The sequence below is a fragment of the Mycobacterium sp. TH-M103 genome (assembly GCF_057473785.1).
In genome coordinates this window covers 1-12,479 of sequence record NZ_JBYCLG010000110.1, presented here as the reverse complement: position 1 = coordinate 12,479, position 12,479 = coordinate 1, and the positions used below count along the sequence as shown (strand labels likewise).

Annotated in this window: 11 protein-coding genes and 2 pseudogenes; 9 read left to right on the top strand and 4 right to left on the bottom strand. The window is 72.4% G+C overall.

The annotated features are described in order from the left end of the window. The 6 genes and pseudogenes from AC2VOR_RS06390 to AC2VOR_RS06365 all read left to right on the top strand — a co-directional run. A pseudogene (locus AC2VOR_RS06390) lies at positions 1-178 on the top strand (dCTP deaminase); the annotation flags it as partial. A gap of 109 nt (positions 179-287) precedes the next feature. Continuing rightward, on the top strand, positions 288-2,132 hold the full coding sequence (locus AC2VOR_RS06385) for a DUF7159 family protein (RefSeq protein ID WP_486963411.1): 1,845 nt from the start codon (positions 288-290) through the stop codon (positions 2,130-2,132). A gap of 214 nt (positions 2,133-2,346) precedes the next feature. Continuing rightward, positions 2,347-3,873, top strand: coding sequence for a DUF7159 family protein (locus AC2VOR_RS06380; RefSeq protein WP_486963410.1), 1,527 nt, complete (start codon positions 2,347-2,349; stop codon positions 3,871-3,873). Between the two features lie 47 nt (positions 3,874-3,920). Then, complete coding sequence (locus tag AC2VOR_RS06375) at positions 3,921-5,048, top strand: DUF7159 family protein (RefSeq protein WP_486963409.1); 1,128 nt, start codon at positions 3,921-3,923, stop codon at positions 5,046-5,048. A gap of 144 nt (positions 5,049-5,192) precedes the next feature. Continuing rightward, positions 5,193-6,593 carry a DUF7159 family protein gene (locus tag AC2VOR_RS06370; protein WP_486963408.1) on the top strand — a complete coding sequence of 467 codons (1,401 nt, stop codon included), beginning with the start codon at positions 5,193-5,195 and terminating at the stop codon, positions 6,591-6,593. A 96-nt stretch (positions 6,594-6,689) separates the two neighbouring features. Next, a complete protein-coding gene (locus tag AC2VOR_RS06365) occupies positions 6,690-8,015 on the top strand; it encodes a UDP-glucose dehydrogenase family protein (protein ID WP_486963407.1) in 1,326 nt (441 codons plus the stop codon). On the opposite strand, the gene AC2VOR_RS06360 is transcribed toward AC2VOR_RS06365, so the two are convergent. From AC2VOR_RS06360 to AC2VOR_RS06350, 3 genes are read right to left on the bottom strand one after another with little or no spacing between them, the layout of a single operon-like run. After that, positions 8,012-8,410 (bottom strand): MerR family transcriptional regulator, encoded by a 399-nt coding sequence (locus tag AC2VOR_RS06360; RefSeq protein WP_486963406.1) that lies wholly within the window; start codon positions 8,408-8,410, stop codon positions 8,012-8,014. The two genes, AC2VOR_RS06365 and AC2VOR_RS06360, sit on opposite strands and share 4 nt — an antisense overlap. 4 nt (positions 8,411-8,414) lie before the next feature. Next, positions 8,415-10,037, bottom strand: coding sequence for a peptide chain release factor 3 (locus AC2VOR_RS06355; protein WP_486963405.1), 1,623 nt, complete (start codon positions 10,035-10,037; stop codon positions 8,415-8,417). Between the two features lie 54 nt (positions 10,038-10,091). Then, on the bottom strand, positions 10,092-10,238 hold the full coding sequence (locus AC2VOR_RS06350; RefSeq protein WP_486963404.1) for a hypothetical protein: 147 nt from the start codon (positions 10,236-10,238) through the stop codon (positions 10,092-10,094). Positions 10,239-10,334: 96 nt separating this feature from the next. Between AC2VOR_RS06350 and AC2VOR_RS06345 the strand changes: the two genes are divergently transcribed. The 3 genes from AC2VOR_RS06345 to rfbA are packed head-to-tail and all read left to right on the top strand — an operon-like array spanning position 10,335 to position 12,389. Then, positions 10,335-11,099, top strand: coding sequence for a maleylpyruvate isomerase family mycothiol-dependent enzyme (locus AC2VOR_RS06345; RefSeq protein ID WP_486963403.1), 765 nt, complete (start codon positions 10,335-10,337; stop codon positions 11,097-11,099). A 51-nt stretch (positions 11,100-11,150) separates the two neighbouring features. After that, positions 11,151-11,513, top strand: coding sequence for a nuclear transport factor 2 family protein (locus tag AC2VOR_RS06340; protein ID WP_486963402.1), 363 nt, complete (start codon positions 11,151-11,153; stop codon positions 11,511-11,513). 9 nt (positions 11,514-11,522) lie between these two features. Beyond that, positions 11,523-12,389: a glucose-1-phosphate thymidylyltransferase RfbA gene (rfbA, locus tag AC2VOR_RS06335; RefSeq protein ID WP_486963401.1), complete on the top strand. Its 867-nt coding sequence runs from the start codon at positions 11,523-11,525 to the stop codon at positions 12,387-12,389. Here the strand turns inward: rfbA and AC2VOR_RS06330 are convergent. Further along, positions 12,340-12,479 (bottom strand): annotated as a pseudogene (locus AC2VOR_RS06330) (YibE/F family protein); the annotation flags it as partial. The gene rfbA and the pseudogene AC2VOR_RS06330 sit on opposite strands and share 50 nt — an antisense overlap.

The window sequence follows — 12,479 nt, the reverse complement described above, 5'->3', positions numbered from 1 at the left end:
CGTCGCCAACCTGCCGATCACCCTGTGGCCGGGCATGAAGATCGGCCAGCTGTGCATCCTGCGGCTGACCAGCCCGGCGGAACACCCGTACGGCAGTTCGGCCGTCGGTTCGAAATACCAGGGCCAGCGCGGACCCACGCCGTCGCGCTCCTACCAGAACTTCATACGAAGTACCTAGCTTCGGCAGGCCCGCAGCACAGCTTCACCGCCGAATATCGATGCAGCGGTCCGCGTGGTTGCTCCTCCCCCCAGACCACGGCCGGCTGCGGATTTTTGGAGGATGGGTTTTGGACACCGTGCTCGGGGTGTCGATGGCACCGGCAGCGATCCAGCTGGTTTTGCTGGAGGGCGAGAATGCCGACGGCCCCACGATCGAAGAGGACGCGTTCGACGTCGACGCCGGCGCCCCCGATCGGGTGATCGCCGCCATCCTGGGCACCCGCCAGGGCGCGGCCGACGCGGGTCTGGGGCTGTCCTCGATCGGGGTGAGCTGGACCGATCAGCAGGAGGCCGCCGCGCTGCGCGACGCGCTCACCGCCCACCGGATCGACAACGTCATGCTGGTGTCGGCGTTCCTGGCTGCCACCTCGCTGGCGCAATCCGTCGGCGGCGCAATGGGTTACGAGCGCACCGCGGTGCTCTTCGTGGAGCCCGGCACCGCGACGACGGCGCTCGTGGAGACGTCTGACGGCTCCATCGCCGACGTCCGCAAGACGTGCCTCGATGCCGAGTCCTACGACGAGGCCGCCGCGCAACTCGGGGCGATGGTGGCCGGGCTCGACGAATCCGAGCCGACCGCGGGCGGGCTGTTCGTGGTGGGGTCCGGTGTCGACGTCGCCCCGCTGCGGCCGACGCTGCAGGCGGCGACGTCGCTGGACGTCAGCCTGCCGGAGGAGCCGCAGACGGCGCTGGCCCGTGGCGCCGCGCTGGCGTCGGCGAACGCGCCGTTGTTCGCCTCGTCGACCGCTGCCCTGGCCTACGCCCAGGACGCCGGCACCGGTGCGGTCGACGTGTCCGGCCTTCCGGACTACCTCAGCCTCTCCGGGGTTCCCGGCGACGACGACGTCGCGTACAGCGCGGTGCCCGACCCGGACTCCGAAGCCCCGACCGCCGTCATCGAGGGGCTTTTCGCCCCCGACGCGGGCCAACCGCGCCGCCGGCCCGCCCTGCTGATCGGCAGCGGGTTGGCGGTGGCCGGCATCAGTGCGGTGCTGGCGCTCGAGATCGCGCTGGCGATCGGCATCCGCACGACGGTCGCCCTCCAGTCCACTCCCGGCCAACATCTGATCGTCCCGGCCCAGCAGGCACCGGCGCCCGCGCCGGTCCAGGCCGTGGCCCCGAAGCCGGTACTCAACATGCCCATACCGGTGGCAGCACCCAAGCCCCTCAACCCGCCGGTGGCCGCCCCGGCGCCGGCGACGGCACCCCCGGTCCCGGCGGCTCCGATCGTGCCGGTGCCCGTGGCGGTCCCGCCGTTGGCGCCGGTCCCGGTGCCGCCGATTCACGTGCCCGCGCCCGTGCTCGGCGTGCCCTTCCCCGACCACGTCCTGAGCCCGCCGCCTGCGCCTGTGCCGCACGCGCCGCAACCCGTGGTGGCCCCCCCGCCCGTCCACGTGCCGCACCCGCAGTCACCGCCGTCGGGCGGTGCCACGGGTCCGCTGTCGCCGCCGCACCCCGTTCCCGGCGGGCAGGGCACGCCGCCCAAGCCGGGTGGGGGCCCTGGTGGTCCGGGTGGTCATGTGCCGGTGCCGGGTGGGGGTCCGGGTGGTGGGCCTGTTCATGTTCCGGGTGGTCCCGGTGGTCTGGGTGGTCCTGGTGGTCTGGGTGGTCCTGAGGGTGGTCATGTGCCGGTGCCCGGTGCGGGTCCCGGTGGTCCCGGCCGGTTCGGTGGCGGGGGACCGTTGGGTGGCGGCCACGGTGGTGGGCCGATCGGCGGTCCCGGCCCGTTCGGCGGCGGTGGGCCGTTCGGTGGCGGCCACGGCGGGGGACCGTTCGGTGGGGGCGGACCCTTCGGCGGCGGAGGGCCGTTCGGCGGTTTCGGCGGCGGCGGCCACGGCGGCGGCTTCGGGGGATTCGGCGGGGGCGGCCACGGCGGTTTCGGCGGCTTCGGTGGATTCGGCGGGCACCACTGACGTTCGGCCCGGTGCCGCAGCGCAGCGATCCAGGCTTGGCCGGAGCCCGCGCGCCGCGCGGGTACGCTCGGATCATTGCGGTCGGTCTAGAACTGTGCCGTCGCACCTGTGAACCGAACACCACGAGGCGTGAAAGTTTCCGTCGGCCGGTGGCCAAGGCGATCCCGATTTGTACCGTGGACGGCGCAGCGAATTACCCAGGGGGACGGGAAAAGTGGTGGGCATCGTGCTCGGCGTCTCGATGACGCCGACCAGGGTCCGCATGGTGCTGGTCGAGGGGGAGAACGCCGACGGGGTCGTCGTCGACCAGGACGACTTCGACACCGGGCGGTCATCGCCCGCCGACGCGCCGAGCCAGGTGGTTTCGGCGATCCTCGGCACCCGGCAGGGCGCCGAAGAGGGTGGCTACCAGCTGCTGTCGACGGGAGTGACCTGGACTGATCACGTCGAGGCCGCGATGCTGCGCGACGCGCTGATCGACCACAAACTCGAGAACGTCATGCTGGTCTCGGCGTTCATGGCCGCGGCCGCGCTGGCTCAGTCCGTCGGCGACGCCACCAATTGCCCGCACACGGCGCTGCTCTTCGTCGAACCCTTCACCGCGACCCTCGCCGTCATCAACACCGCCGACGGCTCGGTTTCCGACGTGCACCGCAGGGCTCTCTCCGACGACGACCAGGAGGCGGTGGCCGAGCTCGCCGAGATGGTTTCCGGCGCCGAAGCGCTCGATGCGCGACCCGAGGGCGTGGTCGTCGTCGGGTCCGGCGTCGATGTCCCGATGATCAAGCCGGCGCTGGAGGCCGCAACGTCGCTCGGCCTGGCTGTGCCCGACGAGCCGGAGACGGCCTTGGCGCGGGGTGCGGCGCTGGCGGCGGCCAACGCGCCGTTGTTCGCGTCGTCCACGGCCGCGCTGGCCTACGCGCTGGACCCCGGCACCGGCGAAATCGATCCGCTCGCTCTGGCTGGGCAGTCTCCGGGGCTGCTTTCCGCCTATCAGGGCGCTTCGGACACGTCCGGCGATGGCGGGGAAGGCGGGGACAACGTCGCCTACAGCGCCGTGCCGGACGAGGACGCCGACGCGCAGACCGTCGTATTCGGCCCGAGGACAAAGGCACCGCGGCGCAACTCCCTGATGTTGGTGGGCAGCACGTTGACGGTGGTCGTGATCGCGGCGGTCGTCGCCCTGGAGATCGCCCTGGCCATCAACATTCGCCCCACAGTGGCGTTGCGACCCAGCCCGAACGAAAACATCATCGTTCCAACGCATTCGGCACCCGCGCCGCCGGTCCAGGCGAAGCCGCCCCGGCCGGTGGTGGTGCCCCACCCGATGCGCCCGCCCGCGGTGGCTCCGGCTCCCGCGGCCCCGCCCGCGCCCGCGCCGATTCCGGTGGTTCCGCCTCTCGTGCCCGTTCCCGTGCCCCGGGCGCCGATCATCCGTCCGCCGGTACCCCGGGCGCCGGCCGTTCATCCGCCCGCCCCGCGGTGGGGAGGCCGGGGCCCGTTCAACGGGCCGGGTGTTCGCGGGCCCTTCGGGGGCGGCCACGGTCCGTTCGGCGTGCCGGGTCCGCGGGGTCCGTTCGGCGGCGGTCCGTTCGGGGGTGGCCGCGGCCCGTTCGGCGGCCTCTTCGGGGGCGGTCACGGCGGCTTCGGCGGGGGCCACGGCTTCGGCGGCCACGGTTTCGGCCGATTCGGCGGTGGGCATGGTTTCGGTGGGTTCGGCGGTGGTTTCGGGCGCAGGTAGCCCTCTCGCCGCTGTGTAGCACATCGACAGGTGAAGGTGGAGGAGCGGTGGACGTCGTACTCGGCATGTCTGTGGCACCCCCGGCCGTCCGCCTGGTGCTCGTCGAAGGGGCAGGTGCCGGCGGAGTCACCGTCGATCGGCACGACTTCGGCGTAGCCGACAAACCACCGACCGCCGCGGCGGATGTGGCGATCGAGGCCATCCTCCGGACCCGGGACGCCGCGGCGGCCGGCGGCTACCGGCTGAGGTCGACCGGGATCACCTGCACCGACGACGCCGAAGCGGCCGCCCTGCGCGACGCCCTCGCGCGGCGCCGCATCGACGACGTCACGCTGGTCTCGGCGTTCACCGCGGCCGCGGCGCTGGCCCAGGCGCTCGGCAGCGCGTCCAATCGCGATCGGACCGCGCTGCTCTTCGTCGAGCCGGCCACCGCGACGCTGGTGGTGGTCGACACCGCCGCCGGCACCGGCGCCGGCGTTCGGCGGCAGTCCCTGGCGAAGGGGGGTGCGGCAACGGCCCAGCTGGCCGCGATGGTCTCGGGGGTCGCGGCCCAGCAAGACCGCCCCGACGAGGTGTTCCTGGTGGGCTCCGGTGTCGACGTCCGTTCGATCAAGCCGGCGCTGGAGGCCGCGACGCCGCTCGCTGTGACCGCTCCCGAGGAGCCCGAGCTGGCGCTGGCGCGCGGGGCTGCGCTTGCCGCGGCGACCGCGCAGCTGGGAGAACCGCCCACCCTCGCGATTCCGGCTCAGGATCTGGCGGCCCCGGCGCGGGGGCTGGCCGAGGACGCCGCAACCGAAGCCGAGCCCAACCGCGGCCGGCGTCGCCGCCGGTCGGTGCTGCTGGCCGGCGCCGCGATGGCGGTCTTGGTCGCCGGGGTGGCGGCGCTCGCGCTGGTGCTGGCCCTCAACACCGGCGCCCACGGCCCCGTGACGCCGGCGCCGCCGCCGAAGACCGCGGCGCCCGCCCCGCCCCCGCCGTCAGCAACGCCGGCGCCGCCGCCCCCGGCGCGCGCGGCGCCGTCACCAGCACCCGCCCCGGCCGCGCCGCCGCCCGCCCCGACCGCGAATCCCCCGCAGCAGGGTCCCCCGGCCAGCCCCGGCGGCGACGATCACGACGGGGGCGCGTGGCTCCGCCGCCACCTGGATCGATACGGCATACCCGTTCCCTGGCCCTGAACGAGCCCCGCCCGCCCCGCCGGAAGCGCGTAAAATCTTGGCCCAAGGGGAAAATGGGTGGGGACGACCGGCGCGTCAGCTACGCCGGAGGGTGTGAGGACGACGGCTCGAAGCCACCGGCTGGCAAACGACGATGGAGGAGCTTTGGACACGGTACTGGGCGTGTCGATGGCGCCGACGGCAGTCCGGATGGTGCTGGTCGAGGGGCAGGGCGGTGACGGTGCCACCGTCGATGAGGACGACTTCCAGATAAGTGCCGACGACGAGGCGGCGACGATCACCGCGGCCGACCAGGTGGTGTCGGCGATCCTGGGCACCAAGGAAGGCGCCGCCGAGGGCGGTTACCAGTTGGTGTCGACCGGGGTCACTTTCTCCGATCCCGCCGAGGCGGCCGCCCTGCGCGATGCGCTGGCCACCCACAAGATCGAGAACGTCATGCTGGTCTCGGCCTTTTTGGCCGCGGCCGCACTGGCCCAGGCGGTCGGCAACCACACCAACTACGCCCAGACGGCGCTGCTGTATATCGAGCCCGACACCGCCACCCTGGCGGTCGTCGACAGCGCCGACGGGTCGATCACCGACGTTCACCGCCAGGCGTTGCCCGACGACGACGACGCGGCGGTCGCCCAGTTGGTCACGATGGTTTCCAAGGCCGAGGGGCTGGCCCCGCGACCCGACGCGGTGTTCGTCGTCGGGGCCGGCATTGACATCCCGATGATCAAACCGGCGCTGGAGGAGGCGACCACGCTGCCGCTGACCACGCCCGAGGAGCCGGCCACGGCGCTGGCTCGCGGGGCCGCGCTGGCGTCGGCGAGCGCCCCGCTGTTCGCGTCGTCGACCGCGGCGCTGGCCTACGCCCAGGATCCCGGCACCGGCGCGATCGACCCGATGGCAATCGCTCCCGGCTACTTCGAGGCCGGCGGTGACGCGGGCCTGGACAACCTCGCCTACAGCGCCGTCGCCGACGACGACGCCTACACCGGCGCCTACCCGGGTGCCCAGACCGCGGCGACCAATCTGCTCGACGGCGGCTACCGCGATCGCAGGTTCAGGTTGCTGGGAACCGCGCTGGCGGGGATTTTCGTCGTCGGTGTGGCCGCACTGGTCGTGGCCCTGGCGGTCGCCATCCGGCCCCACGCCGATGTCAAACCCGACCCCGGCCACAAACTCGTCGCTCCTACGCATCAGGTGCCCGCACCGGCCGCGCCTAAGGCGCCCGCCCCCGAGGCGCACGCTCCCGCGCCGGCGGCGCCCGCCCCGGCTCCGGCCCCGGCACCTCAGGCTCCCGCCCCGGTGCCGGTCGCCCCCGCACCGGCCGCCCCGGCGCCCGCCCCCGCACCGGTCGCCCCGCCCCCGCTTCCCCCGCCCCCGCCGGTGCAGATCCCGCTTCCGCTACCCCCTTTCCTCGGTGGGCCCGGGCCCGCTCCGCGGGGGCCGTTCGGCGGCGGCGGCGACCACGGCGGATTTCCGGGGGTCCCGCACGGCGGCTTCGGCCACGGCCACGGCGGGTTCGGCATTCCGGGCATCGGTATCCCCGGGCTGTAGCGCGTCTGGCCGGCCGGTGTCAGGTGTCATCTGCCGTTTAACTACCGCTCAGCGAGTCGATGCAGTTAGCTCATCGCGGCCGCCTACACCGGTGTTATGCGATGCACCGTGTTCGGCACCGGCTATCTGGGCGCCACCCATGCGGTCGGGATGGCGGAACTCGGCCACGAGGTCGTGGGGGTCGACATCGACCCGGGCAAGGTCGCCAAGCTCGCCGGCGGCGACATCCCTTTCTACGAGCCCGGCCTGCGGAAGTTGCTGACCGAGAACCTCGCCGCGGGACGGCTGCGGTTCACCACCGACTACGACCTGGCCGCCGACTTCGCCGATGTGCACTTCCTGGGCGTGGGCACGCCGCAGAAGAAGGGCGAGTACGGCGCCGACCTGTGCCACGTCCACGCCGTCATCGACGAACTGGTGCCGCGGCTGACCCGGCCGTCGGTGCTCGTCGGCAAATCGACGGTGCCGGTGGGCACCGCGGCCGAGCTGAGCCGTCGGGCCGCGGCGCTCGCGGAACGCGGGGTCGACGTGGAGATCGCGTGGAATCCGGAGTTCCTGCGCGAAGGCTACGCCGTGCGCGACACCTTGCAACCGGACCGCATCGTGCTCGGCGTGCAGGAAGATTCGACCCGCGCCGAGCCCGCCGTGCGCGAACTGTACGCCCCGCTGCTGGCCGCCGGGATCCCGTTTCTGGTGACCGACCTGCAGACCGCCGAGCTGGTCAAGGTGTCGGCCAACGCTTTCCTGGCGACCAAGATCTCGTTCATCAACGCCATCTCCGAGGTGTGCGAGGCCGCGGGCGCCGACGTCAGCCTGCTGTCCGACGCGCTGGGCTACGACCCGCGCATCGGGCGCCAGTTCCTCAACGCCGGCCTGGGTTTCGGCGGCGGCTGCCTGCCCAAGGACATCCGCGCGTTCATGGCCCGCGCCGGCGAGCTCGGCGCCGACCAGGCGCTGACGTTCCTGCGCGAGGTGGACAGCATCAACATGCGCCGCCGCACCCGGATGGTGGAACTGGCCAGCACCGCCTGCGGCGGCTCGCTGCTGGGCGCCAACATCGCCGTCCTCGGGGCGGCGTTCAAGCCTGAGTCCGACGACGTGCGTGACTCGCCCGCGCTCAACGTCGCCGGCCAGCTGCAGCTCAACGGCGCCGCGGTCAACGTCTACGACCCCAAGGCGCTGGACAACGCGCAGCGGCTGTTCCCGACGCTCAACTACGCGGTGTCGGTCGAAGAGGCCTGCGAGCGCGCCGACGCCGTGCTGGTGCTCACCGAGTGGCGGCAGTTCATCGACCTGGACCCCGACGACCTGGCCGACCGGGTGCGGGCCCGGGTCATCGTCGACGGTCGCAGCTGCCTGGACGTCGCCCGCTGGGAGCGGGCGGGCTGGCAGGTCTTCCGGCTGGGGGCGCGGCGACCCTAACGGTCGCTGGTGCCGGCGGTCGCGCCGGCCAGCAGGTCGGTGAGTTCGTCGGCGTAGGCGAGGTGACGGCGCAGGCGCGCCGCGCTGTCGCGGGTCTGCGCCCAGCACTGGGTCAACACGGCGCGGGAGCGTTCGCGTCGCGCGTCGGTCGCCCCGGTGCCGTCGGGGGCGGCGCGCAGCACGTCGAGCGCGTCGAGCAGCTGTTTCATCTCCGCCAGGGAGAACCCGAGCGGCTTCATCCGCCGGATCACCAACAGCCGCTGCACATCGGCCTCGGTGTAGAGCCGGAAGCCGCCCTCCGACCGCGCCGACGGCACGACCAGCCCGACGTCGTGGTAGTGGCGCACGGTGCGCACCGACAGCTCGGTGCGCAGCGCCACCTCGCCGATCCGCATCATCTCAGTCCGCGGCCGCGATCAGCGGCTCCAGCATCAGGTCCGGGTTGTTGCGCAGGAGGGTCTCCATCCACCACTTGTCCGAGAACAGCGCCAGCAGGGCGCCGTCGGTGCGGGTCAGCACCTCGACGCCGCGTTGGGCCTGCAGGAACTGGGCGTCCTCCGGGCGGGTGCGGCGCGCGACGGTGTAGCTGAGGTGCTCGAGCTGGATCGGCGCGCTCAGCTCGCCGCCCATGCGGTGGCTGGCCACCTCGAACTGCATGGGGCCGACGGCGGCCAGCACCGGCGCCTGGTCGCCGCGCAGATCCGAGCGCAGCACCTGGACCACGCCCTCCTGCTCAAGCTGGGCGATACCGCGGCGGAACTGCTTGTGCTTGCTGGTGTCGGAGCCCCGGGCCACGGCGAAGTGCTCGGGGGCGAAGCTCGGGATCGCCGGGTACTCCACTGGCTCGTCGACGTAGAGGGTGTCCCCGGGCCGCAGGGCGGTCGCGTTGACCAGGCCGATCACGTCGCCCGGGTAGGCGGTGTCCAGGCTGGTGCGCTGCTGCCCGAACACCGACTGCGCGTACTTGGTGGTGAACGGCCGCCCGCTGGCGGCGTGGGTGACGACGTCACCGCGGCGGAAGGCGCCCGAGCACACCCGGGCGAAGGCGACCCGGTCGCGGTGGGCCGAGTCCATGCCCGCCTGCACCTTGAAGACCAGGGCGCTGAACGGCGCGTCGAGGGCACGCTGCCGCCCGGCGACGTCGACCGGGGCCTGCGGCGCCGGGGCGTGCTCGATGAGGGCGTCCAGCAGCTGGCTCACCCCGAAGTTGAGGATCGCCGAGGTGAACAGGACCGGCGTGGTCCGGCCCGCCAGGAAGGTCTCCCGGTCGAAGTCGGCGCCGTCGGCGGACAGCAGCGCGCATTCCTCCTGCGCGGTGTCGAAGTCCGCCCCGGTCAGTTCGCGCGCGCGCTCGGCGCGCATCCGCTCCTCCGGCGCGAGTGTGGCCCCGCCGGCGGTGCGGGTGAAGCGCACGAATTCGCCGGTGGCGCGGTCGATGACGCCGTGGAAGTCGCCGGCGATCCCGACCGGCCAGGTCAACGGTGTCGGGCGCAGCCCGATCCGGCGCTCGATCTCGTCGAGCAACTCCAGGGCGTGCCGGCCCGGTCGGTCCCACTTGTTGATCACCGTGATGATCGGGATGCCCCGGTGGCGGCACACCTGGAACAGCTTCAGCGTCTGCGGTTCCAGGCCCTTGGCCGCGTCGATCAGCATCACCGCGCAGTCCACGGCCGACAACACGCGGTAGGTGTCCTCGGAGAAGTCGGCGTGCCCCGGGGTGTCGACCAGGTTCACCACGCATTCGGCACCGTCGCGGTGCTGGTAGGCGAACTGCAGCGCGGTCGACGAGATGGAGATGCCGCGCGCCTTCTCCATGTCCATCCAGTCCGACACCGTCGACTTGCGCCCCGCCTTGCCGTGGACGGCGCCGGCTTCGGCGATCACCCGCGCGTGCAGCATCACGGCCTCGGTGAGCGTGGACTTGCCGGCGTCGGGATGGCTGATCACCGCGAATGTGCGCCGGCGCAGTGCCTCCCCGGCGATTTCCGGGGCGCTCTGCGACGCCACGTCGGGGGCGACCATCGGCACTCCTTGGTTACGGGGACGGGGCGGCATCACCCTACACGCACTCTTACGTCACGGTAGATTTGGGCGATCGGCCTGGATGGTGCGTACCTCGAGGTACCACACCCATTGCTGCACCCCTTCGGTGAGTGCCTCGCGTCGCGTCGCGACCTGCTCGCGCTCGGCGGCGATGCCCTCGCGTTCCTCGGCGATCCGCATGGTTTCGTCGCAGCAAACCACGCGCCGGACCCGGTAGGGGCCAAGCCCCTACCGACGGGCCTTTCGTCGCATCCGTGGCGCGGTAGCCTGGCCGGCGTGGACTATGCCGCCGCCTTCCTCGACGAGAACCGCGCCTTCGCCGAGCTGTTCCGCGGCGGCCGGGACGCCGACGATGTCACCCCGGTGCCGACCTGCCCGGGGTGGACGCTCAAGCAGCTGTTCCGCCACGTCGGGCGGGGCCAGCGCTGGGCGGCCCAGATCGTCAGGGACAAGCTCGACCATCCCCTCGACTTCCGCGCCGTCGAGGACGGCAAGCCGCCACCGGATCCCGCCGACGCGATCTCCTGGCTACAGGGCGGGGCCCGGCGCCTGACCGACGCGGTGGAGCTGACCGGTGCCCAGACGCCGGTGTGGACCTTCCTCGGGCCGCGCCCGGCGAACTGGTGGGTCCGGCGCTGGCTGCACGAGATCGCCGTGCACCGGGCCGACGCGGCGATCGCCGTCAACGCCGAGTTCACGCTGCCCCCCGAGATCGCGGCCGACGGCATCACGGAATTTCTGGAGCGCATCGCGGTCAGGGCCGGCGGGGACGACGCGGAGCTGCCGCTGGAGGATGGTCAGACCCTGCACCTGCACGCCACCGATGCCGGCCTGCGCGACGCCGGCGAGTGGACCATCGCCGTCGAGGACGGCCGGATCGGCTGGTCGCACCAGCACGGCAAGGGCACCGTGGCGTTGCGGGGCGGCGCCACCGAGCTGCTGCTGGCGATGGTGCGCCGGGTATCGCTCGCCGACACGGGCATCGAGCTGTTCGGCGACGACGCCGTGTGGCGGAACTGGCTGAACCGGACCCCTCTCTAGCAACGCAGGGTTTCGGGCAACGGCGCGCGCCGGGCACGGTACCTTGCACCCATGACCACATCGGAGATCGCCACCGTTCTGGCCTGGCATGACGCCCTCAACGCCGCCGACCTCGACACGCTGGTGGCGCTGTCCAGCGACGACATCGACATCGGCGACGCGCACGGGGCCGCGCAGGGCCACGAGGCGCTGCGCCGCTGGGCCGCGTCGCGGAGCGGGACGGCCGAGATCGGCCGCATGTACGTGCACGACGGCGTCGTGGTCGTCGAGCAGAAGTTCTCCGACCCCGACGAGCCCGCCGCGGCGTCGGCGTTCCGGGTGGTCCACGACCACGTCACCGCGGTGTTCCGCCACGAGAGTCTGGCGGCGGCGCTGGCGGCCACCGAACTCACCGAGTCCGACCTCGTCCAGTAGGAGACACGCATGCGGGGAATCATTCTGGCCGGCGGATCCGGCACGCGCCTGCACCCGATCACCCAGGGCATCAGCAAGCAGTTGCTGCCGGTCTACGACAAACCGATGATCTACTACCCGCTGTCCACGCTGATGATGGCCGGGATCCGCGACATCCTGGTGATCACCACCCCGCACGACGCGGCGGGCTTCCAGCGCCTCCTGGGCGACGGCGCGCAGTTCGGCGTCAACCTCAGCTACGTGACCCAGCAGAGCCCCGATGGCCTGGCCCAGGCTTTCGTCCTCGGCGAGAACCACATCGGCAACGATTCGGTGGCTCTGGTGCTGGGGGACAACATCTTCTACGGCCCGGGGCTGGGCACCAGTCTGAGCCGATTCCAATCCCTGGACGGCGGAGCGATTTTCGCCTACTGGGTGGCCAACCCGTCGGCCTACGGCGTCGTCGAATTCAGCGCCGACGGCACGGCGCTGTCGCTGGAGGAGAAGCCCGCCACACCGAAGTCGCAGTACGCGGTCCCCGGTCTGTACTTCTACGACAACGACGTGATCGAGATCGCCAAGGGGCTGAAGAAATCCGACCGCGGTGAGTACGAGATCACCGGCGTCAACCAGATCTACCTGAACCGGGGCCGGCTCACGGTCGAGGTGCTCGCCCGCGGGACGGCGTGGCTCGACACCGGCACCTTCGACTCGTTGCTGGACGCCAGCGACTACGTCCGCACGCTGGAACGGCGGCAGGGCCTCAAGGTCAGCGTGCCCGAGGAAATCGCTTGGACGCAGGGCTGGATCAGCGATACGGAGCTGGAGGAGCGCGCGCGCACGCTGGTCAAGTCCGGGTACGGCGCCTACCTGTTGGGGCTGTTGGAGCGGCGCTGACGCCCGAGGGTTTTGCCAGCACCGCGGCGACCGCCGTCGTCAACGGCACCGACAGCGCCAGCGCGATGCCGCCCACCGCGGCCCGGGCCA